Source organism: Duganella sp. CT11-25, assembly GCF_047302815.1.
Taxonomy (GTDB): domain Bacteria; phylum Pseudomonadota; class Gammaproteobacteria; order Burkholderiales; family Burkholderiaceae_D; genus Rugamonas.
Window position 1 is genome coordinate 6816396 of sequence record NZ_JBKBFD010000001.1, and the last position, 26228, is coordinate 6842623.

26 protein-coding genes are annotated in these 26228 nt (G+C 63.4%); 17 read left to right on the forward strand and 9 right to left on the reverse strand.

Annotated features, from left to right (window positions below; genetic code table 11):
* Positions 1-105 precede the first annotated feature (105 nt).
* From alr to ACEN9F_RS29700, 3 genes are all read left to right on the forward strand, one after another.
* The gene (alr, locus tag ACEN9F_RS29690; protein ID WP_413426083.1) at positions 106-1197 is read left to right on the forward strand and encodes an alanine racemase; all 1092 of its coding nucleotides are present in this window, start codon (positions 106-108) and stop codon (positions 1195-1197) included.
* A 4-nt stretch (positions 1198-1201) separates the two neighbouring features.
* Positions 1202-2578 carry a DNA repair protein RadA gene (radA, locus tag ACEN9F_RS29695; protein ID WP_413426085.1) on the forward strand — a complete coding sequence of 459 codons (1377 nt, stop codon included), beginning with the start codon at positions 1202-1204 and terminating at the stop codon, positions 2576-2578.
* Positions 2579-2652: 74 nt separating this feature from the next.
* Complete coding sequence (locus ACEN9F_RS29700; protein ID WP_413426087.1) at positions 2653-2973, forward strand: PilZ domain-containing protein; 321 nt, start codon at positions 2653-2655, stop codon at positions 2971-2973.
* Here ACEN9F_RS29700 and ACEN9F_RS29705 read toward each other — a convergent pair whose 3' ends face one another.
* Complete coding sequence (locus tag ACEN9F_RS29705; RefSeq protein WP_413426089.1) at positions 2974-4125, reverse strand: citrate synthase; 1152 nt, start codon at positions 4123-4125, stop codon at positions 2974-2976.
* A 105-nt stretch (positions 4126-4230) separates the two neighbouring features.
* Here ACEN9F_RS29705 and ACEN9F_RS29710 point away from each other — a divergent pair, with 105 nt between their 5' ends.
* The 3 genes from ACEN9F_RS29710 to ACEN9F_RS29720 all read left to right on the forward strand — a co-directional run bounded on the left by ACEN9F_RS29710 (position 4231) and on the right by ACEN9F_RS29720 (position 8364).
* Positions 4231-5700, forward strand: coding sequence for a CoA transferase (locus ACEN9F_RS29710; RefSeq protein ID WP_413426091.1), 1470 nt, complete (start codon positions 4231-4233; stop codon positions 5698-5700).
* 85 nt (positions 5701-5785) lie between these two features.
* Positions 5786-7171, forward strand: a complete 1386-nt coding sequence (gene fliD / locus ACEN9F_RS29715; RefSeq protein WP_413426093.1) for a flagellar filament capping protein FliD — start codon at positions 5786-5788, stop codon at positions 7169-7171.
* A 92-nt stretch (positions 7172-7263) separates the two neighbouring features.
* The gene (locus ACEN9F_RS29720) at positions 7264-8364 is read left to right on the forward strand and encodes a polyamine ABC transporter substrate-binding protein (protein WP_413426095.1); all 1101 of its coding nucleotides are present in this window, start codon (positions 7264-7266) and stop codon (positions 8362-8364) included.
* A gap of 276 nt (positions 8365-8640) precedes the next feature.
* Here ACEN9F_RS29720 and sixA read toward each other — a convergent pair whose 3' ends face one another.
* The gene (gene sixA, locus ACEN9F_RS29725) at positions 8641-9108 is read right to left on the reverse strand and encodes a phosphohistidine phosphatase SixA (protein WP_413426097.1); all 468 of its coding nucleotides are present in this window, start codon (positions 9106-9108) and stop codon (positions 8641-8643) included.
* Positions 9109-9175: 67 nt separating this feature from the next.
* Positions 9176-11272: a polyphosphate kinase 1 gene (gene ppk1 / locus ACEN9F_RS29730; protein WP_413426099.1), complete on the reverse strand. Its 2097-nt coding sequence runs from the start codon at positions 11270-11272 to the stop codon at positions 9176-9178.
* A gap of 304 nt (positions 11273-11576) precedes the next feature.
* Between ppk1 and pstS the strand changes: the two genes are divergently transcribed.
* The 9 genes from pstS to ACEN9F_RS29775 all read left to right on the forward strand — a co-directional run bounded on the left by pstS (position 11577) and on the right by ACEN9F_RS29775 (position 19258).
* Complete coding sequence (gene pstS / locus ACEN9F_RS29735; protein WP_413426101.1) at positions 11577-12623, forward strand: phosphate ABC transporter substrate-binding protein PstS; 1047 nt, start codon at positions 11577-11579, stop codon at positions 12621-12623.
* Positions 12624-12771: 148 nt separating this feature from the next.
* Positions 12772-13770 (forward strand): phosphate ABC transporter permease subunit PstC, encoded by a 999-nt coding sequence (gene pstC / locus ACEN9F_RS29740; RefSeq protein ID WP_413426103.1) that lies wholly within the window; start codon positions 12772-12774, stop codon positions 13768-13770.
* Positions 13767-14639 (forward strand): phosphate ABC transporter permease PstA, encoded by an 873-nt coding sequence (pstA, locus tag ACEN9F_RS29745; RefSeq protein ID WP_413426105.1) that lies wholly within the window; start codon positions 13767-13769, stop codon positions 14637-14639. Before pstC ends, pstA begins: the two co-directional genes overlap by 4 nt.
* 62 nt (positions 14640-14701) lie before the next feature.
* Positions 14702-15466: a phosphate ABC transporter ATP-binding protein PstB gene (pstB, locus tag ACEN9F_RS29750; protein WP_254442146.1), complete on the forward strand. Its 765-nt coding sequence runs from the start codon at positions 14702-14704 to the stop codon at positions 15464-15466.
* Between the two features lie 37 nt (positions 15467-15503).
* Complete coding sequence (gene phoU / locus ACEN9F_RS29755; protein WP_413426107.1) at positions 15504-16217, forward strand: phosphate signaling complex protein PhoU; 714 nt, start codon at positions 15504-15506, stop codon at positions 16215-16217.
* Between the two features lie 9 nt (positions 16218-16226).
* Positions 16227-16916, forward strand: coding sequence for a response regulator (locus ACEN9F_RS29760; protein WP_166099965.1), 690 nt, complete (start codon positions 16227-16229; stop codon positions 16914-16916).
* Between the two features lie 15 nt (positions 16917-16931).
* The gene (gene phoR / locus ACEN9F_RS29765) at positions 16932-18245 is read left to right on the forward strand and encodes a phosphate regulon sensor histidine kinase PhoR (RefSeq protein WP_413426108.1); all 1314 of its coding nucleotides are present in this window, start codon (positions 16932-16934) and stop codon (positions 18243-18245) included.
* Between the two features lie 171 nt (positions 18246-18416).
* Positions 18417-19010, forward strand: coding sequence for a YdeI/OmpD-associated family protein (locus tag ACEN9F_RS29770; RefSeq protein ID WP_413426110.1), 594 nt, complete (start codon positions 18417-18419; stop codon positions 19008-19010).
* A gap of 23 nt (positions 19011-19033) precedes the next feature.
* Complete coding sequence (locus ACEN9F_RS29775; protein WP_413426112.1) at positions 19034-19258, forward strand: hypothetical protein; 225 nt, start codon at positions 19034-19036, stop codon at positions 19256-19258.
* A gap of 3 nt (positions 19259-19261) precedes the next feature.
* Here the strand turns inward: ACEN9F_RS29775 and ACEN9F_RS29780 are convergent, their stop codons facing one another.
* Positions 19262-19603 carry a YkvA family protein gene (locus ACEN9F_RS29780; RefSeq protein WP_413426113.1) on the reverse strand — a complete coding sequence of 114 codons (342 nt, stop codon included), beginning with the start codon at positions 19601-19603 and terminating at the stop codon, positions 19262-19264.
* A gap of 147 nt (positions 19604-19750) precedes the next feature.
* On the opposite strand from ACEN9F_RS29780, the gene ACEN9F_RS29785 reads away from it, so the two are divergent.
* On the forward strand, positions 19751-20485 hold the full coding sequence (locus ACEN9F_RS29785) for a DUF4386 domain-containing protein (RefSeq protein ID WP_413426115.1): 735 nt from the start codon (positions 19751-19753) through the stop codon (positions 20483-20485).
* Between the two features lie 334 nt (positions 20486-20819).
* On the opposite strand, the gene ACEN9F_RS29790 is transcribed toward ACEN9F_RS29785, so the two are convergent.
* From ACEN9F_RS29790 to ACEN9F_RS29805, 4 genes are all read right to left on the reverse strand, one after another.
* Positions 20820-21188: a lysozyme inhibitor LprI family protein gene (locus tag ACEN9F_RS29790; RefSeq protein WP_413426117.1), complete on the reverse strand. Its 369-nt coding sequence runs from the start codon at positions 21186-21188 to the stop codon at positions 20820-20822.
* 15 nt (positions 21189-21203) lie between these two features.
* Complete coding sequence (locus ACEN9F_RS29795) at positions 21204-23024, reverse strand: AI-2E family transporter (RefSeq protein WP_413426119.1); 1821 nt, start codon at positions 23022-23024, stop codon at positions 21204-21206.
* A gap of 97 nt (positions 23025-23121) precedes the next feature.
* Positions 23122-24003: a CPBP family intramembrane glutamic endopeptidase gene (locus ACEN9F_RS29800; RefSeq protein ID WP_413426121.1), complete on the reverse strand. Its 882-nt coding sequence runs from the start codon at positions 24001-24003 to the stop codon at positions 23122-23124.
* A 49-nt stretch (positions 24004-24052) separates the two neighbouring features.
* Positions 24053-24862, reverse strand: coding sequence for a MipA/OmpV family protein (locus ACEN9F_RS29805; RefSeq protein WP_413426123.1), 810 nt, complete (start codon positions 24860-24862; stop codon positions 24053-24055).
* A gap of 157 nt (positions 24863-25019) precedes the next feature.
* Between ACEN9F_RS29805 and ACEN9F_RS29810 the strand changes: the two genes are divergently transcribed.
* A complete protein-coding gene (locus ACEN9F_RS29810) occupies positions 25020-25682 on the forward strand; it encodes a glutathione S-transferase family protein (protein ID WP_413426125.1) in 663 nt (220 codons plus the stop codon).
* On the opposite strand, the gene ACEN9F_RS29815 is transcribed toward ACEN9F_RS29810, so the two are convergent.
* Complete coding sequence (locus tag ACEN9F_RS29815) at positions 25679-26167, reverse strand: phasin family protein (protein WP_413426127.1); 489 nt, start codon at positions 26165-26167, stop codon at positions 25679-25681. The genes ACEN9F_RS29810 and ACEN9F_RS29815 overlap by 4 nt on opposite strands.
* Between the last annotated feature and the right edge of the window lie 61 nt (positions 26168-26228).

The following is a 26228-nucleotide window of genomic DNA, read 5'->3' on the forward strand; positions in this document are numbered from 1 at the left end:
GGCTTGCTTTATACCATGCTTTGTTCGTATCCCCAAGAATTGAGCAGTGCGTCTGCGCCCGCACACGGTAAAATACGACCTTCGTTTATTTTGTTGAAAAGTCTTATGCCAAGGCCGATAGTCGCAACCATCCACCTCGATTCCATGCAACACAATCTGGCCCGCGCCAAGGCGCAATCGCCCGGCGCCAAGGCGTGGGGGGTGGTGAAGGCCAACGGTTACGGCCACGGCCTGGAGCGCGCGATGCGTGGTTTTGCCGATGCCGACGGCCTGGCGCTGATCGAGTTCGACAACGCGGTCAAGCTGCGCGAAATGGGCTGGAAGAAGCCGATCCTGTTATTGGAGGGTTTCTTCGGTCCGGCGGATTTGAACACCATGGCCGGCTACAACCTGCAGTCGGCGGTCCATTGCGACGAGCAACTGGCGTGGCTGGAAGCGGCCCAGGAGTCGCTGACCGCGCGCGGCATCCGCTTCGACCTGCACCTCAAGATGAATACCGGCATGAACCGCCTCGGCTTCATGCCGGAAGCCTACGCCGCCGCCCATGCGCGCCTGAGCGCGATCACCTGCGTCGGCAGCATCACGCTGATGACGCACTTCGCCAACGCCGACGATGTCGATCATCCATTGCTGCCGATTGCCGAGCAGATCCGCCGCTTCGAGCTGGGCGCGGCCGGCTTGCCGGGCATGCGCAGCCTGTCCAACTCGGCCGGCGTGCTGCTGCATGCGTCGCTGGCCAATGACTGGGTGCGTCCCGGCATCATGCTGTACGGCGGCACGCCGGGCGGCGGCACGGCCGAGGGCTTCGGCCTGCAGCCGACCATGACGCTGACCAGCGAGATCATCGGCGTCCAGGATATCGCCGCCGGCGACGCGGTCGGCTACGGCAGCCGCTTCCAGGCCGAAGGCCCGACGCGGGTCGGTGTGGTCGCCTGCGGTTACGCCGACGGCTATCCGCGCCACGCGCCGCTGGGCACGCCGGTGCTGGTGGACGGCGTCAAGACGCAACTGGTCGGCCGCGTGTCGATGGACATGCTGACCGTGGACCTGACCGGCCTGCCGTCTGCCAGGATCGGCAGCAAGGTCACGCTGTGGGGCAAGGGCTTGCCTGTCGACGATGTGGCGACCGCCGCCGGCACCATCGGCTATGAGCTGATGTGTGCGCTGGCGCCGCGCGTGCCCGTGGTCGAGGGCTGAGCGCATGGCCAAGGCTAAGACCAACTACACCTGCACCGAATGCGGCGGCACCGCCACCAAGTGGACCGGCCAGTGCTCGTCGTGCCAGCAGTGGAATACGATGGTCGAGACCATCATCGAGGCGGGCGGCAATAACCGCTACTCGCAACCGCAGCACTTGTCGCTGGCGCAGACCGCGCCGGTGCTGTCGCTGGCCGATATCGACGCCATCGACGTGCCGCGCTTCGGCACCGGCATCGAGGAGTTCGACCGCGTGCTGGGCGGCGGCCTGGTGGCCGGCGGCGTGGTGCTGATCGGCGGCGATCCCGGCATCGGCAAGTCGACGCTGCTGCTGCAGGCGCTGGCCAATGTGTCGCACCTGAAAAAGGTGCTCTATGTGAGCGGCGAGGAATCCGGCGCCCAGATCGCGCTGCGCGCCAAGCGCCTGAACATCGACGCCCGCGACCTGAAGCTGCAGGCGGAAATCCAGCTGGAAAAAATCCTCGGCACGCTGGCCGACCTGAAGCCGGAAGTGGCGGTGATCGACTCGATCCAGACCGTGTATTCGGACGCGCTCAGCTCGGCGCCCGGCTCGGTGGCGCAGGTGCGCGAATGCGCGGCGCAGCTGACCCGCGTGGCCAAGCAGACCGGCATCACCATCATCCTGGTCGGCCACGTGACCAAGGAAGGCGCGCTGGCCGGTCCGCGCGTGCTGGAGCACATTGTCGATACCGTGCTGTATTTCGAAGGCGACAACCATTCGAGCTTCCGCCTGGTGCGGGCGATCAAGAACCGTTTCGGCGCGGTCAACGAGCTGGGCGTGTTTGCCATGACCGAGAAGGGCTTGAAGGGCGTGTCGAACCCGTCGGCGCTGTTCCTGTCCCAGCACGACAACCAGGTGCCGGGTTCCTGCGTGATGGTGACGCAGGAGGGCACGCGTCCTTTACTGGTGGAAATCCAGGCGCTGGTCGACGCCAGCCACCTGCCAAACGCGCGCCGTTTGTCTGTCGGTCTGGAGCAAAATAGGCTGGCGATGTTGCTGGCGGTGCTGCACCGGCATGCCGGCATCGCGGCGTTCGACCAGGATGTGTTTATCAACGCGGTGGGCGGCGTGAAGATCACCGAACCGGCCGCCGACCTGGCGGTGCTGCTGGCGATCAATTCGTCGATGCGCAGCAAGCCGCTGCCGCGCGGCTTCGTGGTGTTCGGCGAAGTCGGCCTGGCCGGCGAGATCCGGCCGGCGCCGCGCGGACAGGAACGTTTGCGCGAGGCGGCCAAGCTGGGCTTCTCGACGGCGATGATCCCGAGCGCCAACGCGCCCAAGCAGCCGATCGAAGGAATGACCATCATCGTCGTTGATCGTATCGATGATGCCTTCAATAAGCTGCGCGAAATCCAATAACGTTGTATTGTTACGTGTTGTAATCGTCAATACTGCGGATTGCGTAACTATTGCGTCAATAAAAGGATAGGAAATTGTTAGTCGATCAAAGGTCAGGGGCGCGCAAGATCGTGCGCGCCAAAGCAGTCGTGGTGATGGATGGCTTGCCGCCCTTGCAAGGACGCACCATCGATGTGAATGCCGCCGGCCTGTCGCTCAACTTCGAGCACAAGCTGGAAGTCGGCCATATGGGGCAGTTGTCGTTTGAACTGTTCATCGACGGCAAGGGGCAGATTTTGAGCACCCGCGCCAAGGTTACCTACTGTATCTTCAGCGGCGACCATTTCAAGATCGGCTACCAGTTCATGAACCCGGACATGGCGTTCATGGCGACCCTCAATAAATTCCTGCGCTGATCAGGCCGGGCCGACGTAGCGGGCCCGGGGCCGTATCAAACGGTTGGCTTGCACCTGCTCGAGGGCATGGGCAAGCCAGCCGACGCAGCGACCCACTGCAAACAAGATGAACGGCGCATCCTTCGGCAGCCCATATGCGGCCGCCAGCAGGGACAGTGCGAAATCGACATTCGGCAGCTCGCCGGCCTGCGCTTCGGCGGCGATGGACAGGCCCTGGTAGGGCTGCAATTCCGGTAGCAATTTCAATAAGGCACGCGCCCTTGGGTCGCCTTCCGCATACAGCGGGTGGCCGAAGGCGGGCAGCGGCCGTTCGCTGAGCAGCCACTGGCGCACCGCATCGCCGGCGCCGATCTGCCCGGCCAGCGTGACCAGTTGCGCGAATTCGGCCGAGGCGCCGCCGTGCAGCGGACCGGTCAACGTGGTGAAGCCGGCCAGCACGCCGGCCGACAGCGAGGCGCCGGTCGAGATGGCGACGCGGGTGGCGAAGGTGGAGGCGTTCAGTTCGTGGTCGGCCAGCAGCACCAGGGTGCGGCGTATCAGGTCTTCCGCTGCTGCGCAGCGCCAGGCGCGCGCGAGGTGGGTGCCGATCGCGGCGTCACCCGTGGGCCGGCCGGTCATGGCTTGCACCAGCGTGGCCAGCACGTCGGCGGCTTCGGCGCGCAGGGTGCCGCCCGGCCGGCCGAGCGAGGGCCGATCGCTGGCGCCGCGCAGCGCCAGGGCCATCAGGCCGGCGCCCAGCGCGCCCGGCGCCGCATCGCTGCCGCGCGGCGCCGGTGCGGACGGCACACCTCCGCGCACCAGCGCCGGCTCGCATTCCCACAGCAGGGCGGCGATGTCTTCCAATGTGGCGGTCTCGGCCAGTTCGGCCGCGTCTTGCCCGCGATACAGCAGCCGCCCATCGTCGGCGGTGGAGATGGATGACGACAGCACCGGATCGCCATATTGCATGGCTTGCGCTGACACCGCCTCGACCCTGCGCCGGCCGTTGCTGCGCCTGGCCATGCGCAGCACGTCGTCGCGGTGATAGAGGCTGCGGCGCGGATCCTCGTCGTCGGGCTTGGCGCGGATCTTTCCCCGGCTGACGTTGGCGTACAGCGTCTGCGGGCGCACGTTCAGCACGTTCAGGGCTTCCACTGCGGTCATCCAGACCATGGCACTTCCTATGTTGACACTTCAAGTCAAGATTGACGCTCCGGCGCCGGCCGTCCTAAGCTGCGACCATATGCTACCCCGCAGGATAACAATTCTGGAGCTTCCATGTCTGCCATTTCTCGTCACATGCTGCATGCCGCGTCGTCGGCGCTCGATCTGCCGGCAAGCGTGCCGGAAGCCGTCGTCTTCGGCGGCGCCGGGGATTTGCCTTCCCATTTTGCCACCACCGACCTGGCGGCGGCATCGGTCGGCGCTGCGGTGCTGGCGGTGCGCGAGCTGATGATCGCGCAGGGCGGTGCGGCGGGCGCGGTGCGGGTGGACCGGCGCCTGGCGTCGCTGTGGTTCGGCTGGTCGATCCATCCGGTCGGCTGGGAGCGGCCGCCGTTGTGGGATGCGGTGGCCGGCGACTATGCGACCGCCGACGGCTGGATACGCCTGCACACCAATGCCCGCCATCATCGCGATGCGGCGCTGGCGGTGCTTGGCTGCGCGGCCGAGCGCGAGGCGGTGGCGCGCGTCGTCGCGTCCTGGCGCGGCGAGGAGCTGGAAGCGGCGGTGGTCGGGCAGGGCGGTTGCGCGGCGATGATGCGCTCGGCGGCCGAATGGCGCGAGCACCCGCAAGGCCGCGCCGTCGCCGCCGAACCGCTGATCGCGATCGCAACCGCGCCGGCCGGCGCCATCCTGGGCTCGGCCGGCGGCTCGCTTGCCCCGGCAAGCCTCGCGCCTGGCCGGGCCGGTTCCAGACGCGGCTGGGCGGCGACGCCATCGCGCCCGCTGGCCGGCCTCAAGGTGCTGGACCTGACGCGCGTGCTGGCCGGCCCGGTGGCCACGCGCTTCCTGGCCGGCTACGGCGCCGACGTGCTGCGCATCGATCCGCCCGGTTGGAGCGAGCCGGGCGTGATCCCGGAGGTCACGCTCGGCAAGCGCTGCGCCCGGCTCGACCTGGCCCGGCCCGCCGACCGCGCCATCTTTGAAGGCCTGCTGGCCGAGGCCGACATCCTGGTCCACGGCTACCGCGCCGACGCGCTGGAGCGCCTGGGTTATGGCGAGCCCATGCGCCGCCGGCTCAACCCCGGCCTGATCGACGTCGCGCTGGACGCCTACGGCTGGACCGGGCCGTGGGCCGGCCGGCGCGGCTTCGACAGCCTGGTGCAGATGAGCTGCGGCATCGCCCGGCACGGCATGCTGGCGCAGGGTGCCGGCAAACCGGTGCCGCTGCCGGTGCAGGCGCTGGACCACGCGACCGGCTACCTGATGGCCGCCGCCGTGGTGCGCGGCCTGCTGTATCGCCTGCAGCAAAACCGCGCCATGCAAGCCCGCTTGTCGCTGGCCCGCGTCGCCAGGCTGCTGGCCGATATGCCGATCGACGACAGCGCAGCCGGCAGCGCGGCGGGCGGCGGCCCGCAGCCGATGGCGCCGGGGGGCGTTGCCGACCTGGCGCCGCAGCTGGAGCAGACCGAGTGGGGCCCGGCCCGCCGCTACCGCGCCCCGGCCGAGATCGACGGCGCGCCCATGCGCTGGGACCGCCCGGCGGCCAGCCTCGGCTCCGCCGCACCACGCTGGGGCGCGGATTGAGGGGCAAATCCGGCCTTGTTCGCCGTTTTGGAAGTCCTGACCATATTGCATACTAGGTAACTGACCAATATGGCGGAAACGAACTATGGCCACCTCCGGCATCAATTCCAGCACCACGACCAACAATTCGTCGATCTCGACGGATGTGTACAACCGCGTCCAGCAAACGATGGCGGCGCAGAACAGCGCGGCCACCAAGCTGAACGCCACGCTGACCAAGGACCAGACCAAGCTGTCCGCGCTGGGCCAGCTGCAAAGCGCCCTGGCGAATTTCCAGTCGATCGCCGCCGGGCTCACCGGCAGTGGACTGAGCACCAGCGCCGCCAGTTCCGTGAAGACGGTGCTGACCGCCACCTCCACCGGCAGCGCCAAGGCCGGCACCTATGCCATCGACGTCAAGCAACTGGCCCAGGGCCAGTTCCTGACCAGCGAGGAATTCGCCGCCACCGACGCCAAGATCGGCGCCGGCGCCGCCACCACCGTCAAGATCGACTTCGGCACGGCCGGCGGCGACAAGGGCTTCACCGTCAACGGCACGGCCACCAGCAAATCGATCACCATCGACAGCAGCAACAACACGCTGGACGGAATCGCGGCCGCGTTCAAGGCGGCCGGCGTGGACGTCAAGGTGGTCAAGGGCGACGACGGCAAGTTTTCGCTGGCGATCGCCGGCGAGAGCGGCGCCGACAACAGTATGCGCATCAGCGTCAGCGGCGACGCGGCGCTGAAAAGCCTGCTGGCCTTCGATCCCGACGGTACGCAAAAGCTCAAGCAGGCCACGGCGGCGCAAAACGCCATCCTGACCGTGAACGGCGGCGCCGAAGTGAGCAGCGCGAGCAACACCATCAAGGACCAGGGCATCGCCGGCGCCACGCTGGCGCTGTCCGCCGCCGGCAAGACCGACGTCACCATCACCCAGGATCCCAGCCAGATCGGCGCCAACCTGAAATCCTTCGTCGCCGCCTACAACGACCTCAACGCCAAGCTGCAGCAGCTGCAGAAAGGCGACCTGAAGGCCGACACCGCGATCAACCAGGTGGTCAGCCAGATGGGCTTGCTGCTGAAGACCGGCGGCGGCAGCGTTTCAGTCACCGCCCTGAGCGCGGCCGGCGTGACCCAGGACGCCACCGGCAACCTGGTGGTCGACGACAAGAAACTGACGGCGGCGATCACCGCCGATTCGTCGGCGGTGGCCAAGCTGTTCACCAACGACGGCAAGGGCATTGCCGACTTGCTCTCGTCCAAGGCGGCGGCGTTCACCTCGAACACCAGCGTCATCAGCAAGGAAGCGACGCTGGCCAATAACGAGATCACCAGCATCACCGCCAAGCGGGCCAAATTGGCCACCGCGCTGACGGCGCAGGCGAATGCGCTGGCGGCGCTGTACACGGCGCAGGCGCAAACCGGCGCCGGCAGCGCGCTGAACGGCGCGGCCGGCAGCGCCGGCACGCTGTTCGATATGCTGGGTTGATCGTGGCGGGCTATTTTTAAGGAACTCCTTGCATCGAAACTGGCTATGCACGATCATCACGGCTTGTGAATGATTCCACTTTCGGAGGTGCTATGGCAGGGAAGTTCGTTGGTTCGGTGCTGTTGGCGGCAGGTTTGATGGCCGGCGCAGCCCAGGCGCAAGAGGAAAAGATCCTCAATATCTATAACTGGTCGGACTACATCGCCGAAGACACGGTTAAGAACTTTGAAAAAGAAACCGGCATCAAGGTTCGTTATGATCTTTTCGATAACAACGAAATCCTGAACTCCAAGCTCGTCGCCGGCAAGTCCGGCTACGACATCGTGGTGCCGACCGCCCAGTGGGCGCGCCTGCAAATCGACGGCAAGCTGCTGCGCAAGCTGGACAAGTCCAAGCTGGGCAACCTGAAAAACCTCGATCCGGCGATCCAGGCCAAGCTGGCCAACATCGATCCGGGCAACGACTACCTGGTCGACTGGCTGTGGGGCTATACCACCGTCGGCATCAACGTCAACAAGGTCAAGGCCGCGCTGGGCGGCATGCCGATGCCGGACAACGCCTGGGAGTTGATCTTCAACCCGAAATACGCGTCCAAGCTGAAGTCCTGCGGCGTGTCCTTCCTGGATTCGCCGTCCGAGGTGCTGCCGGCCGCGCTGCTGTACCTGGGCAAGCCGGCCTACTCGAAGACCGCCGCCGACTATGCCGAAGCGGGCAAGATGCTGCAAGCCATCCGTCCCTACGTCACGCTGTTCAGCTCGTCGGGCTATATCAACGACATGGCCAATGGCGCGGTCTGCGTGGCGCTGGGCTGGTCGGGCGACATCAACATCGCGCGCCAGCGCGCCATCGACGCCAAGAACGGCAACGTGATCGAGGTGCTGGTGCCGAAGACCTCGGCCGCGCTGGTGTTTGATACGATGGCGATTCCGGCCGACGCGCCGCACCCGAACAATGCGCACCTGTGGATCAACTACATCATGCGCCCGGAAGTGCACGCCAGCCTGACCAACAAGGTGTTCTACGCCAACCCGAACGCGGCCAGCGTGAAGTTCGTGCGCAAGGATATCGCCGGCAACAAGACGGTGTTCCTGTCGGAGGAAGACAAGAAGCGCATGGCCGCGCCGGAAGCGGTGCCGGCGGATATCCGCCGCAACATCACCCGCATCTACACCAAGTTTAAAACCGGCGTTTGATCAAGCCGTAAACGTTGAACGGCGCGAGAGGCGTTGTCCCTGGTAGGGCACGCCGCTTGCGCCGTAGGCTTCAATGAAGCTGATGCTATTCGTGATAGCGGTCCATCAGTTTGTGTTTACTACCGCGCATCTCCTGTACGAGTTCGTAAACAACCAGGGCAATCATTCCTCCGAAGATCCCCATCGTGAGCAAGGTGAATACCATCATAGCCCCCCTCATAGTTGATACAATTAAACTTTAGCAGATGATTGTTGCTTTGCAAGCTCTGCCTACGTTTATTTCACAACGAGGTCGGCCGCCATCACGGCCTTGAGGTAGACGCTCATGGCATCGCCCGGATCGCGTTGCGCAAACCACCACGCGCTGGCTTTGCGGATGTCCCATTCCAGATCGTCGCCCGTCATCAGCATGGACGCCACCTGGCCCAGCGTCGGCTGATGGCCGACCACCAGCACCGAATCCTTGTTGCCCGGCCAGTTGACGGCCTTGAGGATGTCGGCCGGATCGGCGCCCGGCGCGAGATCGGTGTGGATCTTGAATTTGCGGCCCAGCGCTTCCACCGTCTGCAGCGTGCGGATGGCCGGGCTGGACAGGATGCGGCAGCTGTCCGGCAACTGCGAGTCCAGCCACTGGCCCATGCGCCGCGCCTGCTTCTGGCCCTTGACGGTCAGCGCGCGCTCCAGATCGGACATGCCAGGGCCGGCGTCTTCGGCTTCGGCATGCCGCCATAAAATGAGATCCATGCTTTTCTCCTGAGTGACATTTGAAAAAAGATCCCTGCCGGCGCACCTCCCGGCGCGCCTTGTCTTGTTATTCTCCGAGATGGCCGTTGGGAATGCCCAGCGTCTCCATCAGGTGCTGCTGTGCGCTGAAGCTGGCCTGCTTGCCGCGCGCCTTGCGGCGCTGGTAGTGGCCGTCCGCCTCCAGCTCCCACGCATTGGTGTTGTCCTTTAAGTACGGGTTCAAGCCTTCGGCCAGCACCCGCCGCTTCAGCGCCTTGTCCAGGATGGGGAAGGCGACCTCGATGCGGCGGAACAGGTTGCGGCTCATCCAGTCGGCGCTGGACAGCATGACGTCGTGCGCCAGATCGTTGCGGAAGTAATAGATGCGGCTGTGTTCCAGGAAGCGGCCGATGATGGAGCGGACCTTGATGTTTTCCGACAGGCCAGGCACGCCGGGCTTCAAGGTGCAGGCGCCGCGCACGATCAGGTCTATCTTCACGCCATCTTTCGACGCCGCATACAAGGCCCGGATGACCGACTCGTCTACCAGTGCGTTGATTTTAACAATAATCCGCCCCGGGCGTCCGGCCCGCGCGATCCGCGCCTCGTTGCGGATCGCCTTGATGATCTCGTTCTGCAGCGCGAACGGCGCCAGCCACAGATGCGTCAGGCGGTGCGGCTTGGTCAGGCTGGTCAGGTGGATGAACACCTCGTTGACTTCCTGGCTGATGCCCGGATGGCAGGTCAGCAGGCCGAAGTCGGTATAGAACTTGGTGGTGGTCGGGTGGTAGTTGCCGGTGCCGAGGTGGGCGTAGTAGCGCAGCTTCTTGTCTTCGCGGCGTATCACCAGCGCCACCTTGGCGTGGGTCTTCAGGCCGACCACGCCGTAGACCACTTGCGCGCCGGCCTGTTCCAGCTTGTCGGCCCAGTTGATGTTGGCCTCCTCGTCGAAGCGCGCCTTCAGCTCGACGATCACGGTCACTTCCTTGCCCTGGCGGGCGGCGGTGATCAGCGATTCCATCAGGTCCGAGTTCATGCCGGTGCGGTAGATGGTTTGCTTGATCGCCACCACGGCCGGATCGTGCGCCGCGCTGCGGATGAAGTCGATCACCGTCTGGAATGACTGGTAAGGGTGGTGCAGCAGGATGTCGCTCTCGCGCAGTGCCGCGAAGATGTCCGGGCTGCCGGGCTTGAGCGCGCTGTTGGGATAGAACGGCGGGAAGCGCAGCTCCGGATTGCCGACGTGGTCCATGATCTCGGTCAGGCGCACCAGGTTGACCGGGCCGTTGACCGCGTACAGCCGGCTCTGGTGCAGGCCGAACTGGTCGAGCAGGAATTGCGACAGTTCCGGCGGGCAGTTCTTGGCCACCTCCAGCCGCACCGAGGCGCCGAACTGGCGGCCCAGCAGCTCGCCCTTGAGCGCCTGGCGCAGGTTTTTCACCTCGTCCTCGTCGACCCACAGGTCGCTGTCGCGGGTCACGCGGAACTGCGAATAGCCGATCACTTCGCGGCCGGCAAACAGGTCGGAGATGTGGGCGTGAATGACCGACGACAGCAGGCAGAACGAGATACCGCCGCTCTTCGACAAATGGTCGGGCAGGCGGATCACGCGCGGCAGCACGCGCGGCGCCTTGACGATGGCGATCGCCGTGCCGCGGCCGAAGGCATCCTTGCCGGTCAGCGAGACGATGAAGTTGAGGCTCTTGTTAACCACTTGAGGGAAGGGGTGGGCCGGATCCAGGCCGATCGGCGTCAGCAGCGGCCGCACTTCGGTATCGAAATATTCCTTGACCCAGGCGCGCTGCGCTTCGTTGCGTTCGTTGTGGCGCACCAGGTGGACGCCGCTGGCCGCCAGTTGCGGCAACACTTCCTGGTTCAGGATTTCATACTGGTGGGTGACCAGCGCATGGCATTCATTGCTGATGCGCGACAGCGTGGCGACCAGGGCGGGGTGGGTCGACAGCGCGCCGTCGACGCTGCCGGCGGCCAGCAGGCTGGCCACGCGCACTTCAAAGAACTCGTCGAGGTTGCTGCTGGCGATGCACAGGTAGCGCAGGCGCTCTAATAAAGGAATGCTTTTATCTTCGGCCTGCGCCAGCACGCGCCGGTTGAACATCAGTTGCGACAGTTCCCGGTCCAGAAACGCAGAGTTCTTATTTACTTCAGCATGCAAGTCAGGCTTCATGTCTTTTTAATCACTTTGCAGGTTACCTAATTCTATACTGTATTCACAGAAGAATGATGTAACAGTGTAAAGAGGAAATATGACAACTCTGTGACAGGACATGTCATAAATGACCGCTGGAACGCGCCAATTATGACAGGACGGGCGTAACATAGCCGTGCAACATGGCCTGTTCTCAGAGGGGAGCGCAGCGTAAAGCCGAGTCAAAAGACTATTTTTGACATATTTTGGCGATGTCATAAACCTGTCATATTGGGCCGGTAGACTGCGCAGCATCCTAACCTGTCATAACAAAGGACTTGATATGCGACTGAAACAACTGATCTCCTCCCTGGTAGTTGGCGTGTCTGCCGTCATGGCATTCTCGTCGGCCGCCACCGCCGCCGATATGACCGGCGCCGGCGCCACCTTCCCATACCCGATCTACGCCAAATGGGCGGAATCGTACAAAGCCGCAACCGGCAACGGCCTGAACTACCAGTCCGTCGGTTCGGGTGCCGGCATCAAGCAGATCAAAGCCAAGACCGTCGATTTCGGCGCTTCGGACATGCCGCTGAAAGCGGAAGAGCTCGACGCTGAAGGCCTGATGCAGTTCCCTGCCATCATGGGCGGCGTGGTCACCGTGGTCAACCTGGACGGCGTCACTCCAGGCCAGCTGAAGCTGACCGGCCCTGTGGTCGCCGACATCTACCTGGGCAAAGTCACCAAGTGGAACGACGCCGCGATCGCCGCGCTGAACCCGGGCGTGAAGCTGCCGGCGGACGACATCACCGTGGTGCACCGCGCCGACGGTTCGGGCACCTCGTTCCTGTTCACCGACTTCCTGTCGAAAACCAATGCCGAATTCAAGACCAAGATCGGTTCGGGCACCGCTGTGAAATGGGTGGTCGGCGTCGGCGGCAAGGGTAACGAAGGCGTCGCCGCCAACGTGCAGCGTATCAAGGGTTCGATCGGCTACGTCGAGTGGGCTTACGCCAAGAAAAACAAGATGTCGCACACCCAGCTGAAAAACAAGGACGGCAACTTCCTGCAGCCTGACGACGAGTTCTTCAAAGCCGCCGCCGCTTCGGCCGAGTGGACCAAGACCCCAGGCTTCGGCGTGGTGCTGACCGACCAGGCCGGCAAAAACTCGTGGCCGATCACCGGCGTTTCCTTCATCCTGATGCACAAGGCACAGGCTGACGCGACCAAAGGCAAGGAAGTCGTCAAGTTCTTCGACTGGGCCTTCAAAAACGGCGGCGCTTCCGCTACCGAGCTGGACTATGTTCCACTGCCGGCATCGGTCATCAAACTGGTGCAGGATTCGTGGAAAGCCAACCTGAAAGACGCTTCGGGCAAGGCCATCTACTAATCCCGATTTCCCTTCGCCGCCGTGGTCCAGGCGGCGAGGGGGTTAGCCTGCGCCTCCCGACCGGGAGCCGCAGGCTAGCTTACATCCACGAGACAACAATATGAGCGCTGATATCACTTCCACGCCCCTACCCAAATCGGAGCCGGCCATGCAGGCTAGCACCGCACTGGCGACCGCCGCCGAGCAAGCCGCCGTCAAGGCCATGCACCGCACCATGCGCAACCAGCGCATCCAGGACTTCTTCTTCCACAAGACCACCATGCTGTTCGCGCTGTCCGTGCTGGCGGTGCTGCTCGGCATCATCATCTCGCTGATGGTGGGCGCGTGGCCGGCCTTCAAGGAATTCGGCCCGGCCTTCATCACCACCGTGGAATGGGATCCGGTCAACGACCAGTACGGCGCGGCCATCGCCATCGTCGGCACGCTGGCCACCTCCGGCATCGCGCTGCTGATCGCCTTCCCGGTCAGCTTCGGCATCGCCCTGTTCCTGACCGAGATCTGCCCGGCCTCGCTGCGCCGCCCGCTGGGCACCGCGGTCGAGCTGCTGGCCGGCGTGCCGTCCATCATCTACGGCATGTGGGGCTTGTTCGTGTTCGCGCCGCTGTTCGGCGACTACGTCCAGCCTTTCCTCAAGAGCACGCTCGGCACGCTGCCGCTCATCGGCCCGTTCTTCAGCGGCCCGACCATGGGCATCGGCATCCTGACCGCCGCGCTGATCCTGGCCGTGATGATCATCCCGTTCATTTCCTCGGTGATGCGCGACGTGTTTGAAATCGTCCCCGCCGTGCTGAAGGAATCGGCCTACGGCCTGGGCTGCACCCGCTGGGAAGTGGTGCGCAAGATCGTGCTGCCCTACACCAAGACCGGCGTGGTCGGCGGCGTCATGCTGGGCCTGGGCCGCGCGCTGGGCGAAACCATGGCGGTCACCTTCGTCATCGGCAACGCCAACAAGCTGTCGTGGTCGATGTTCGCGGCCGGTAACTCGATCGCCTCGACGCTGGCCAACGAGTTCGCCGAGTCCGACACCGTGCTGCACACGTCCTCGCTGTTCGCACTGGCACTGATCCTGTTCGTGATCACCTTTATCGTTCTGTCCGCCGCCAAGCTGATGTTGGCCGGCATGTCCCGCAAGGAAGGCGTCAAATGAGCAACGCAGCCATTCACCCACCTGTGAACGCCGTCTACCGCAAGCGTTTGCTGACCCACCGCATCGGCATCGCGCTGTCGGTGTTCGCCATGTCGATCGGCCTGGCCGTGCTGGCCTGGATCCTGGTCACGCTGATGATCAAGGGCTTCGGTGCCCTGAGCATCAACCTGTTCACGCAAACCACGCCGGCCCCGGGCAGCGAAGGCGGCGGCCTGGCCAACGCCATCGTCGGCTCGCTGATGATCGTCGGCCTGTCGACGCTGATCAGCACCCCGATCGGCATTCTGGCCGGCATCTACCTGGCCGAGTACGGCGAGGAAAACAAGGTCGCCGCGATCACCCGCTTCGTCACCGACATCATGCTGTCGGCGCCGTCGATCGTGATCGGCATGTTCGTCTGGGCGCTGTACGTGGCCACCGCCAAGCACTACTCGGGCTACGCCGGCTCGATCGCGCTGGCGCTGATCGCCATCCCGGTGGTGGTCCGCACCACCGACAACATGCTGCGCCTGGTGCCCAACAGCCTGCTGGAAGCGGCCTTCGCGCTCGGCGCGCCGCGCTGGAAAGTGGCGATGCTGGTGCGCCTGCGCGCCGTCAAGGCCGGCGTCATCACCGGCGTGCTGCTGGCCGTGGCCCGCATCTCCGGCGAAACCGCGCCGCTGCTGTTCACCGCGCTGAACAACCAGTTCTTCAGCGCCGACATGAACGCGCCGATGGCCAACCTGCCGGTGGTGATCTACGGTTTCGCGATGAGCCCGTATGACAACTGGCGCGACCTGGCCTGGGGCGGCGCGCTGCTGGTGACCTTCAGCGTCTTGGCGCTGAATATCATCTCGCGCACCCTGTTCAGCCAAAAAATCCCGAATTAATACGACCACTTGAAAAGCGATCGATAATGAATACGCAACTGAGCCCAGAAAATGTAGTCGCCATGAACGGCAAACGCAAAACCATCGAAATCTCCGGCCTGAACTTCTTCTACGGTAAGACCCAGAGCCTGACCAACGTCAACCTGGACATCCACGAGAAGCAGGTGACCGCCTTCATCGGCCCGTCGGGCTGCGGCAAGTCGACCCTGCTGCGCACGCTCAACCGCATGTACGACCTGTACCCCGGCCAGCGCGCCGAAGGTTCGATCATGTACCGCGGCCGCAACATCCTCGAAGAAGGCCAGGACGTCAACATGCTGCGCGCCAAGGTCGGCATGGTGTTCCAGAAGCCGACCCCGTTCCCGATGTCGATCTACGACAACATCGCCTTCGGCGTGCGCCTGTATGAAGACCTGTCGAAGGGCGAGATGGACGAGCGCGTCGAATGGGCGCTGAAGAAGGCCGCGCTGTGGGGCGAGGTCAAGGACAAGCTGACCAAGAGCGGCCTGTCGCTGTCGGGCGGCCAGCAACAGCGCCTGTGCATCGCGCGCGGCGTCGCCGTGAAGCCGGACGTGCTGCTGCTGGATGAGCCGACCTCGGCGCTGGATCCGATCTCGACCTCGAAAGTGGAAGAGCTGATCAGCGAGCTGAAGCAGGACTACACGATCGCCATCGTCACCCACAACATGCAGCAGGCGGCGCGCTGCTCGGACTACACAGCCTATATGTACCTGGGCGAGCTGGTGGAGTTCGGCGAGACCGACCAGATCTTCATGAATCCTGCGCGCAAGGAAACCCAGGACTACATCACCGGTCGCTTCGGCTGATCGAATCTATAATAGCAAATCGACTACGGAGCCCAGCATGATCGGTGAACACTCATCCAAGCAGTATGACAACGAATTAGAAGCCATCCGCAGCAAGGTGCTGCTGATGGGCGGCATCGTCGAGACCCAGTTCCTCGACGCCATGACCTGCTTCCGCATCGGCAATCCCGAGCGCGCCGACCGCGTGATGCGCGAGGACGACGCCGTCAACCAGCTGGAAGTGTCGCTGGACGACGCCTGCAGCCACCTGATCGTGCGCCGCCAGCCGGCCGCCAACGACCTGCGCACCATCATGGCGACCATCAAGGTGATCACCGACCTGGAGCGCATCGGCGACGAAGCGACCAAGATCGCCCGCACCGCCAAGTCGCTGCACTCGCGCGGCGCGGTTACCGTCAACCACTACGAAATGGTGCGCGGCATCGCCAACAACACCAGCGACATGCTGCACGACGCGCTGGACGCGTTCGCCCGCAACGACGGCAAGCAGGCCCTGCAGCTGATCGCCCAGGACGCCGTGATCGACCACGAGTTTCGCTCGATCATGCGCAACCTGATCACCTTCATGATGGAAGATCCGCGTACAATCTCGGCGGCGCTGGACACCCTGTGGGTGGCCAAGGCGATCGAGCGCATCGGCGACCACGCCAAGAACATCGCCGAATACGTCATCTATGTCGTCGAAGGCAAGGATATCCGTCACACCAAGACTCCACTGATCCTGGACGACGCACCCCAGCAAGCAGAGTAAGCAGAAAAAATGGCATCTGATAAAACCACCGTACTGATCGTAGAAGATGAACCGGCGATTGTCGAACTGGTGACCTTTTCGCTGCGCGAGGCAGGCTGGAACTGCTGCGCGGTGCAAAGCGTGGGCGAGGCCTGGGACTTCATCCAGACCCGCACGCCGCAACTGATATTGCTGGACTGGATGCTGCCGGATCAAACCGGCCTGCGCCTGCTGGCGCGTATCCGTTCGGACCGCCAGTTCAACGAAATCCCGGTCATCATGCTGACTGCGAAAAGCATGGAAGAGGACAAGCTGGCCGGCCTCAACAGCGGCGCCGACGACTACGTCACCAAGCCGTTCTCGCCGCGCGAGCTGCTGGCCCGCGCCAAGGCGCTGTTGCGCCGCAAGAGCCCGGAACACGCGCAGGCGACCATGCGCGCCGCCAACATCATGCTGGACCCGGTCAGCTGCACGGTCTCGATGGACGAGCAAAAGATCGACATCGGCCACGCCGAATACAAGCTGTTGAAATTCCTGCTGGCCCATCCCGAGCGCGTGTTCTCGCGCAGCCAGCTGCTGGACAAGGTGTGGGGCGACCACGTGGTGATCGAGGAACGTACCGTCGACGTCCATGTCTTGCGCCTGCGCAAGGCGTTGAAGGAAGCGGAACACTTGATCAAAACCGTGCGTAGTGTAGGCTACATGCTGTCTGAAAAATAAGCTTCAAAGTCAAACATGAATCCAAAACTGGTGTTCTGGGTGCCCGCCGCGCTGCGCACCGCCATCATCCTGGCGTGCTGCGCGCTGGCCGGCTGGATGTTCGGCTGGCTGACCGGCCTGGTGCTGGCGCTGATCGCGATGATGGCGCTGGTATTTACGCAGCTATCCTATCTCTACCAGCTCAGCAACTGGATGGACGACCCGCAAAGCGCCAAGCTGCCGGATGGCTGGGGCGAGTGGACCAATATTTTCTCGCGCCTGTACCGCATGCGCCGCGACGACGAAAAGAACCAGACCGAGCTGACCGAATGGCTGGCGCGCTTCCGCCAGGCCATGCACCTGCTGCCGGACGGCGTGGTCATCATGGACGACGTGCTGTTCCTGGAGTGGTGCAACCCGGCCGCCGAAAAGCACCTGGGCCTCACGCACGAGCGCGACAAGGGCATGCGGGTCACCAACCTGGTGCGCAACCCGGACTTCATGGATTACATCATCCTCGGCCGCTACGAGCAGCCGCTGACGATCAGCTTCCGCGAGCGCAAGCTGATCGTGCACATCATCCCGTTTGAGAACCGCCGCCAGATCCTGGTCACGCACGACGCCACCGAAACCGAGCGCATCGAAGAGATGCGGCGCGACTTCATCGCCAACGCCTCGCACGAACTGCGCACGCCGCTGACGGTGATCGTCGGCTTCCTGGAGATCGCCGCCTCGGAGGGGCTGGACGTGGCCACCCGCTCGGCGCACCTGAAGCTGATGACGGAGCAGGGCCACCGCATGCAGCACCTGATCGAGGACATGCTGACCTTGTCGCGTCTGGAATCGGTGGACTACCCGATGCGGCCGGAGCGGATCGACGTCGCCATGCTGATGGAACAGGTGTTGCGCGACGCCCGTGCGCTGTCGGCCGGCAAGCACGAAGTCACGATGGCGGTCAGCGGCCCGGACATCATGGGCAGCTACGAAGAATTGCACAGCGCCTTCGGCAACCTGGCCTCGAACGCGGTGCGCTACACGCCGGCGGGCGGCAAGATCCAGCTGGTGTGGAGGGAATACGAAAGCGGCGTCAAGTTCATGGTGGAAGACACCGGCATCGGCATCAGCCCCGAGCACATCTCGCGCCTGACCGAGCGTTTCTACCGCGTCGACAAGAGCCGCTCGCGCGAAACGCAGGGCACCGGCCTGGGCCTGGCGATCGTCAAGCACGTGCTGCTGCGCCACGGCAGCACGCTGCAGATCAAATCCGAAGCCGGCAAGGGCAGCACCTTCATCGTCTGCCTGCCGAAGACCGCGATCGTCCAGAACCAGCCCGAACTGCAACTGAACTAAACTCCGGGGTCAGGTCCAGAAAGCGGACACGGGCTCTGCCTTTGGCAGTCGAGCTCGTGTCCGCTTTCTGGACCTGACCCTGCCTGCTGCTGCTCCGTTCATTCATCGATACCGAAGATATAGAGTGTTAATATGTCAACGTTGTTCGACGATATACCTACGGAGGAGACTATGGCAGAGAGCAATTTGAACCCCAAGGTCGATGCCTTTCTGGGCAGGGCCAAAAAATGGAATGAAGAACTTGACCAGCTCAGAGCCATCGTTCTCGATTGCCAGCTGACCGAGGAACTGAAGTGGGGCGTTCCCTGCTACACGTATCAGGATCGAAACGTCGTCTTGATCCATGGCTTCAAGGAATACTGCGCGCTGCTGTTCTTCAACGGCGCCTTGATGAAGGATCCCAAGGGCATCCTGATCCAGCAGACGGCCAACGTGCAGGCCGGCCGCCAGATTCGCTTCACGAGTCTGCAAGAAATCGTCAAGCTGAAGGCCACCCTCAAGTCCTACATCCGTGACGCCATTGAAGTGGAAAAATCGGGCGCGAAGATCGACTACAAGAAGACCGAAGAGTTCAGTGTCCCTGAGGAATTTCAAAGCAAGCTGGATGAACATCCGAAGCTGAAAACCGCCTTTGCATCGTTGACGCCAGGACGGCAACGAGCTTACATCCTGCATTTCTCTTCAGCCAAGCAATCCAAGACGCGCGAGTCGCGGGTGGAGAAATGCATGCCGCAAATCCTCAGCGGGAAGGGCCTGGACGATTAGTCTGCTTCAATGTGCTAATGGAGATGCGTATTCAAGAAGGAAAATGGGCGGATGCAGTCGATATTTGCCAACGCATGCGAATTCAATGGGAATCCGGCGTGGAGCCAAACCGCTTCTTTAAACTGTTTGGCGCAGCGATGAAGTCTTCCCGGGTGCAGTCGGCGCTGAATGAATTCAATCGTTCAGAGGGCTTCTGCTTGACTTTATTTGACCCGGATTCGCCGAAATCGGGAAACTACTGCAGTTAGCTGCTATTGCTTGAACCACTGTTTCAACGTCTCCCTGGCCTTCTCGACGTGCTCGTCCTTGATGTGCGCCGCCACCGCGGCGGCGGCGGCGATGAGCACGCCCAAATCGTCCGTATAGCCTACCGCCGGCAGCAGGTCCGGAATGGCGTCGATGGGCGAGATGAAGTAGCCCAGCGCGCCATAGATGGTGGTCTTGGCCCACAACGGCGTGTCGGGATCGGTGGCCGAGTAGTACATCTTCAGTGCCTGCTCCAGCACGCCTTTGCCCGCCGCCTTGGCGTAGGTCTTGACCTTGCCCCAAAAGCCGTCATCGGAATACTGCGATGAGAAGTCGGTGTCTGCCATAGCGCTATCCAGATTAATTGTCGTCGTAGCAGTATATGCGCTGCCCCTGTGAGAATGCGCGTATTTTGCATGTCCCAGAGATGGTATTCTCGTGCAAGTGAGGGTTTGCCATGTCGGCAACACTCGATATTCCGGAAAGAGATCCCGATGTCAGAACTGCGCGCACCGTCCAGCGATGTACCCGTACAAGCATATGCCCGCGCGTCAGGCGTGCTTTACCTGATCATTATCGTCATCGGCCTGCTGGGCGAGTCCTTCATCCGGGGCACGCTGGTGGTCGGCGGCGATCCCGAAGCGACGGCGCGCAATATCCTGGCGGCGAAGTGGCTGTGGCGCCTGGGCGTGGCGGGGCAGGATGTGCTGCTGATCTGCGCCGTCGCGATCACGCTCACCTGGTATGTGCTGCTGCGTCCGGTGAGCAAGAACCTGACGCTGATGGCGATCTTCTTCGCGCTGATCTCGCTGGCGGTGGAAAGCGTCAGCGCGCTGCATCTGCACGCGGTGTTGGCGCCGCTGGAGGATGTCGCCTACCTTGGGGCTTTCGATCCCAGGCTGCTGCACCTGATGGCTTACCAGTCGATCGTCGCGCACAGCCATTCATTCGGGCTGGCGCTGATCTTCTTCGGCGTGGAGATCCTGATAGTCGGCCATCTGATCCGCAAGTCCGGCTACTTCCCCAAGGCGATCGGCACGCTGATGCAGATCGCGGGCGTGTGCTACCTGGTCAATAGCTTCAGCATGATCCTGTCCCCGCCGCTGCAGGACATCCTGTTCCCTGCCATCCTGATGCCGGCCTTGATAGGCGAGAGCGCCTTCTGCCTGTGCTTGCTCTTCAAAGGCGTGCGGGTCTCCGAGTGGCAGCGCCGATACGCCGCTGCCTGACCGCGTATTCATCCTGGCTCAGGGATTCTTGTCGATTTCGTCGTGAGTTCCGCAGTGGCGCATGAATGCGGTACGGTCTTCGAATGTGAAGCTGGCTTTGTGCGAGTCGTTGCTGGAGAGATGGATAGTGTGAACCGAGGGTTTTCCAAGTCGATCCGCTCAATGATGAGCGGACTCATTTTTTGCTGCGCATGGAATCTAGCGCTTGGTCCAATTCGTCCTGATTCCTTACGATCAAGGGAGTGCCGCGTGGGGCGTCAGGCTGGTTTTGGGCTTGCGCAAACGAAGTATAATCCTGAAACCACTGCTTGAACGCCCATTTTCCTTTCAGGAGCTAGTACGTTTGCACATAGTCCTTCAGCTCCTGGATGCGCGTCTCGGCGCGGTTTTGCATGCAGCCGATATACATGACGGTGCGTATCGTGCCGCCGATCGACTTCTGGTACACGGCCTTGCAGTCGGCCTCGCGGAACTTGACCCATGCGCGCTGCGCTTCGATCAAGGCCTTCTTGGTTTCGGGGTCCTTGCCTTCGTCGAGCGACTTCAGCACATCCTGATAGGTCTTGTTGAGCTTGTCCTCGGCCTTCTTTTGCTCGACGGCGGCGCACTCGTTGATATCGGGCGTTGAAACCGCGTTCTTGCAGTCGAGCGCGAAACTGCTGGTGCTCCAGATGGCGAGAAGCAGGGGCAGTGAAAATTTCATGGTGTCCTCAAAAAATCAAAGCGTTACGCGGCCTTTCATGGCGCGTTGGCAGCTTTGCAGCGCGTCGTCGTAGGAATGGACCACCTTGCTGGCGGCGGGGAACACGCATGGCCCCAGGTCCGGATTCTCAAACGGACTAGGCAGCAACACGGCGAACTGTTTGCAGTGCGGCAGGTTCTCGCGCATCTTCTTCAGCGCTTGCTCCATCAGCGCGCGCTCGCCGAGCGGATCGACGCTGACCAGGCAGACGATGGAGACCAGGTCCGGCGTCGCTTCGGGCGGCGCGTCCATGTCGAAATCCTCCACGCTCACGCTGCGGGCGTCGATCTTTTGCTCGCGCAGGATGCGCACCAGGATTTCCGTGGCCAGTTCATCGTATTGCGTGCCCAGGCTCATGGCCAGCACCACGCTGCCCACCGGCACGTCGAACGAGCCTTGCCACTCGCCGCTGTCGAGGATGCGGCGGTCGCGCAACTGGCGGCCGATGCCGACGCCGGTCAGCACCGAACCGGTCTTCTTCTTTTTCCACCATTTTGTATTGCCGCTCAGCGCTTCGATGACGGCGATGATGGCGCTGGTGACCTTGACTTCCTCATCCGGGCTGATCGCCTTGTCCTTCAGGTCGAAGTGGGCCAGGTGCAGCGCCGGCAGCAGCACGGCGTCGCAATAGGTGGCCAGCGACTTGTGCTGCATGAAGCGCTTGGCGCCGGCGACGATCTCGTGCGCGTCGCCCGACAGCGCGCGCTGGTAGAAGTTCTGCGGCATGGTCAGCGCCGGCAGCTCGCCGAACATGATTTCCAATACCTTGAGCGCGCGGATGTAGCGGCCGGCGACCACCAGGCACAGGGTCAGCGGCGTCGACAGCACCAGGCCGACCGGCCCCCAGATCCAGCTCCAGAAGATCGCCGCCACCACCACCGACAACGGCGACAGGCCGGTGGTGTGGCCGTACAGCTTGGGTTCGATGGTTTGGGCGACGATGATCTCGACCGCAAGGAACAGGCCCAGCGTCATCAAGGCCAGCGACCAGCCGGGATCGATGGCGGCGGCCAGCAGGGTGGCGCAAAACGCCGCCATCCAGACGCCGACATACGGTATGAAGCGCAGTACGGCCGTCATCGTGCCCCACAGCAGCGCCTGGCCCAGGCCCATCAGGCTCAGGCCCAGCCAGATCGCCAGCCCGGTGGCGATGTTGACCAGGAACTGCGAGATGAAAAAGCGCGACAGCCGCTCGCCCGCGTCGTTGACGGCGATGGTGGTGGCGCGCAGGTCGCCGCCGCCGGCCAGGCGGATGAAGCGGTCGCGCAGCGATTCATGCTCCAGCAGCACGAAGATCAGCACGACAAAGACGATGCCGGCCATTTCCAGCGGCGGCCACACGGACGCCGCGATCTTGCCCAGCAATTGGAAGGGCTTGAGCGCCGGCTCGTGGATCTCGACCAGCACCGGCGTCTTGACGCTGCCGTCGGCCAGCTGCACCGGCTGGGTGGCGTTGTTGCCGCTGTCCTGCGTGAAGTGCTCGATCAACTGGCCGGCCGGGCCGCCCAGGCTGCCGAGCGAGCCGCGCGTCAGCTCGTCCAGCACTTCGATCTTGCTGGCGATGGTGTCCTGGTACAGCGGCAGGCTGGCGGTCATGCGCGTGACCTGCTGCACCAGCACCGCGCCGATGGTGCCCAGCGTGAGCGTGACGACCAGCACGCCGGTGCAGACCGAGACCGTGGGGCCGAGGCCCAGGTGGCGCAGCGCGCGCACGAACGGCGCGATCAGGAAGCTGAAGATGAAGGCCAGCGTAATCGGGATGAGCACGTCGCGGCCGAAGTAGAGTAGCGCAAGCACGGTTGCCGTTCCGACCAGGCCGGCGACGGCGCTGGGGAGTGTGCGTGAAGTGAGTGAGTCTGACACCGTATTCCTTGCTGAAAGTGCGTCCGCCGCGCTAGGCGCTGTACGGATAGGTGAAGCCGATAAAGTGCACTGCGTTGACCATGATGTGAACGAGGATCGCCGCCTCGATGCGCTGCGTGACCTGATAGGCATACGCATAGCCGAGACCGGCAATAAAGGCGAGTATGCCATACAGCGGGCCGCCCGCGAGGTGCGCCGCGCCAAACAGCAGCGCCGAGACCACCATGGCGATCCATGGGCCGTAGCTGAAGCGCGACAGCGACGCCGCCAGGCGCGCCTGCAGGAAGCCGCGGAAGAACGCTTCCTCCGCCACCACGGTGAAGAACAGGTTCACGGCCAGGAATAGGACGGTCACCGCCGGCAACTTGAAGTCCGGGCGGACAAAGCCGGTCGCCATGGCGAACCCCAGTACCGCAGCCACCGTGACGATCAGCACCGGCCAGGTTTTCTTCAGCATGCCGCCGGGTTCGGACCATGCGCGCATGCGGTTGCACAGCACCGCGAGCAGGATCAGGCCGACCGCGCCCTTGTCGAAATTGGCGTATTGGGTGAAAGGTGCCGCGCCGGGGGAGAGTACGGCGCCGGCGATGACCACTGGGTTGTTGAAGCCGGGCAGCTTGTGCATGGCCAGCGCCAGGGCCAGCACGGCGGTGACGACGCCGGCCAGCAGGCGCACCGGCTGTTGCCGGGCGTTGGCTGTCGCCCACGCCGATGCGCCGAATACCAGCAGTCCGGCAAGCGCGGCAGGGCGTAGCACGCCGGCGACCAGTCCCCAGGCCGCCGCCATGACGAACAGCAGCAGCCACAAGTGAACGGCGACCCGCTTGCCGGCCAGCAGCGGCTTGGACCATACAGCGCACACGGCTAGTGCGAGGAAGAGAAAGGCGGCCAGCGTCAGGATGTGGGGTGTCATTGCGTCAAATATGAATTTTTGGCAATGATACCCCAAGGCCAGGGGGCGGTCAGAACTTGTAGCTGATCCCCGTCATCACCATCGGCGTGGTCTTGCGCTTGGTCAGCGGGCTGTCGGCGGCGTCCGACAGCAGGCGCGAGACGCCGACCGCCGTCTGCACCGACCAGGTCTTGTCGATCACGTGGTTCCAGCTGACGCCGGCGCTGACGTTTTCAAAGCCGGCCTTGGCGGTATAGGTCTTGTAGCCGGAATAGATGGTTTGCGTCGGCGTCACGCCGAAGTAGGTCTGGGCGTGCTTGTTGTCGCCATACACCGCCCCGGCCTTGAAGCCGATCTGGTCGCTGGCGCTGGTGTACAGCGGCAGCGCCGCGCCCAGCGTGTAGGTGGCGCCGTTCTCGCGGTGGCCGAGGTTCTGCGTGGTGCTGAAGCTCAGGCCGACCTTGCCCACGTTGTAGCTGACGCCCAGCACGGCCTGTACCGCGCCCTCGATGTCGCCCATGCCGTTGAGCGCGTCGGAGCCGGAGAAGGTGCTCCGGTTTTGCTTGCGGGCGCCGCCGTAGGTCAGGGCGGCGCTCAGGTTGACCCCTTCCACCGTGGTCTGGAAGCCGACGCCGCGCATGGTGCTGATGAAGGCGCCGTTGTCGAAGGTGCGCTCCAGGAACGGCAGCCCCACCACGCGGTTTTTGTCGGCGCCGGCATATTCCGGCACATAGGCCACGCCCGCGCCGACCACCAGGCTGTCGCCGGCGGCCGGCGCGGTCTTCGGATCGGCGGACGAGGGGATGTCGAGCGCGTCGGCGCGGCTTTGGCCGGTGAAGGCGCACAGGGAGAGAAGGCTGATGGTGAGGACGTGGCGCATGGTGTTTTCCCGTTCAAGGTCTGCCGGCGCATCATTGCCCGGCTTTGGACGGGCTGAAGTGTCGCAACATTTGCCGTCCGCCGCTATCGCCTTGTCTGAAGTATCATTTGTCGAATTGTTTGGTATCGCGTGGCGATGCCGCCCTCTGGAGCCGACCATGTCCCTCACGCTGTATTACCATCCGCTGGCCTCGTTCTGTCATAAAGTGCTGATCGCGCTGTACGAAAACGGCGTCGATTTCGACAAGCGCATCATCAACCTGGGCGAGGAGTCGGACCGGGCCGAGCTGGAGGCGATCTGGCCGCTATGCAAGTTCCCGGTGCTGCGCGACCAGGAGCGGCGCCGCGACGTGCCGGAAACCTCGGTGATCATCGAGTACCTGGACCGCTATTTCCCCGGTGCGCAGCCGATGCTGCCGGCGGACTGGGACGCGGCGCTGGACGTGCGCCTGTGGGATCGTTTCTTCGACAACTATGTGCAGGAGCCGATGCAGACCATCGTCAGCGCCCACCTGACCGGCATGCAGTGCGACCAGAGCAAGGAACGCACCAAGCTGAAGACGGCCTACAAGATGATCGAAAAGCGCATGGCGACACGCGCCTGGATGTGCGGCGAGGCGTTCAGCATGGCCGATTGCGCGGCGGCGCCCGCGCTGTTCTACGCCGCCACGCTGTTGCCGTTCCCCGAGGAATACCACCACTTGCAGTCGTACTTTGAACGCCTGGTCGCGCGGCCGTCCGTCAAGCGGGTGCTTGACGAATCCAAGCCCTACTTCCCGATGTACCCGTTCGTGAACGATATCCCGGAACGCTTTCTTTAACTCCGGTTGCCGCCTTCATCGCTTTGCATGGATGCGGGCTGCTGCATCGAGCTGTTCTGTGCGGCGACGTTGGCGAAGCGGCTGGCTTCCTCCGTCAGATGCTGCCTGGCCGCTTGCTGTCCGGCGCTGGCCAGTTCGCTGGCGGTCCGCGCCGCCTGGGGCGCATGCTGCTGCACCACCTGGTTGAGTGCAACTTGAAACTCGCTGCCCACCTGCGCCAGCTGCTGGTGATAGGCTTGCAGTTTTTGCAGCGTGGCCTGGGCTGCGGGCGCGGCGTCCGCAGTCCGTTCGGATGGCGGCGTCAGCAGGTTGGTGCGCAGCGCGGCGGTGGAACTGTCCAGCCAATCGCGGCTGAACTGTACATTCACCTCGGACAACTGGCGCAGCGAGTGCAGCACCGTCTGCGTCAGGTCGGTGTAATAGTCGATGCGGGCTTCGGCGTGGTTTTTTGCTGCCGGGGATAGTGTTTCCACAAACGATGTCATGAGCTGCTCCTGGTTTGGTTGGGCCAAGATAGGGAAGCGGCGCTTTGGCCGGACGCCGGAA

Bases quoted from the DNA above. Each gene is read 5' to 3' on its own strand.
- alr (WP_413426083.1), top strand. From the start codon at position 106: ATGCCAAGGCCGATAGTCGCAACCATCCACCTCGATTCCATGCAACAC.
- radA (WP_413426085.1), top strand. From the start codon at position 1,202: ATGGCCAAGGCTAAGACCAACTACACCTGCACCGAATGCGGCGGCACC.
- ACEN9F_RS29705 (WP_413426089.1), bottom strand. From the start codon at position 4,125: ATGGTCTGGATGACCGCAGTGGAAGCCCTGAACGTGCTGAACGTGCGC.
- ACEN9F_RS29710 (WP_413426091.1), top strand. From the start codon at position 4,231: ATGTCTGCCATTTCTCGTCACATGCTGCATGCCGCGTCGTCGGCGCTC.
- fliD (WP_413426093.1), top strand. From the start codon at position 5,786: ATGGCCACCTCCGGCATCAATTCCAGCACCACGACCAACAATTCGTCG.
- ACEN9F_RS29720 (WP_413426095.1), top strand. From the start codon at position 7,264: ATGGCAGGGAAGTTCGTTGGTTCGGTGCTGTTGGCGGCAGGTTTGATG.
- sixA (WP_413426097.1), bottom strand. From the start codon at position 9,108: ATGGATCTCATTTTATGGCGGCATGCCGAAGCCGAAGACGCCGGCCCT.
- ppk1 (WP_413426099.1), bottom strand. From the start codon at position 11,272: ATGAAGCCTGACTTGCATGCTGAAGTAAATAAGAACTCTGCGTTTCTG.
- pstS (WP_413426101.1), top strand. From the start codon at position 11,577: ATGCGACTGAAACAACTGATCTCCTCCCTGGTAGTTGGCGTGTCTGCC.
- pstC (WP_413426103.1), top strand. From the start codon at position 12,772: ATGCAGGCTAGCACCGCACTGGCGACCGCCGCCGAGCAAGCCGCCGTC.
- pstA (WP_413426105.1), top strand. From the start codon at position 13,767: ATGAGCAACGCAGCCATTCACCCACCTGTGAACGCCGTCTACCGCAAG.
- pstB (WP_254442146.1), top strand. From the start codon at position 14,702: ATGAACGGCAAACGCAAAACCATCGAAATCTCCGGCCTGAACTTCTTC.
- phoU (WP_413426107.1), top strand. From the start codon at position 15,504: ATGATCGGTGAACACTCATCCAAGCAGTATGACAACGAATTAGAAGCC.
- ACEN9F_RS29760 (WP_166099965.1), top strand. From the start codon at position 16,227: ATGGCATCTGATAAAACCACCGTACTGATCGTAGAAGATGAACCGGCG.
- phoR (WP_413426108.1), top strand. From the start codon at position 16,932: ATGAATCCAAAACTGGTGTTCTGGGTGCCCGCCGCGCTGCGCACCGCC.
- ACEN9F_RS29770 (WP_413426110.1), top strand. From the start codon at position 18,417: ATGGCAGAGAGCAATTTGAACCCCAAGGTCGATGCCTTTCTGGGCAGG.
- ACEN9F_RS29775 (WP_413426112.1), top strand. From the start codon at position 19,034: ATGCGTATTCAAGAAGGAAAATGGGCGGATGCAGTCGATATTTGCCAA.
- ACEN9F_RS29780 (WP_413426113.1), bottom strand. From the start codon at position 19,603: ATGGCAGACACCGACTTCTCATCGCAGTATTCCGATGACGGCTTTTGG.
- ACEN9F_RS29785 (WP_413426115.1), top strand. From the start codon at position 19,751: ATGTCAGAACTGCGCGCACCGTCCAGCGATGTACCCGTACAAGCATAT.
- ACEN9F_RS29790 (WP_413426117.1), bottom strand. From the start codon at position 21,188: ATGAAATTTTCACTGCCCCTGCTTCTCGCCATCTGGAGCACCAGCAGT.
- ACEN9F_RS29800 (WP_413426121.1), bottom strand. From the start codon at position 24,003: ATGACACCCCACATCCTGACGCTGGCCGCCTTTCTCTTCCTCGCACTA.
- ACEN9F_RS29805 (WP_413426123.1), bottom strand. From the start codon at position 24,862: ATGCGCCACGTCCTCACCATCAGCCTTCTCTCCCTGTGCGCCTTCACC.
- ACEN9F_RS29810 (WP_413426125.1), top strand. From the start codon at position 25,020: ATGTCCCTCACGCTGTATTACCATCCGCTGGCCTCGTTCTGTCATAAA.
- ACEN9F_RS29815 (WP_413426127.1), bottom strand. From the start codon at position 26,167: ATGACATCGTTTGTGGAAACACTATCCCCGGCAGCAAAAAACCACGCC.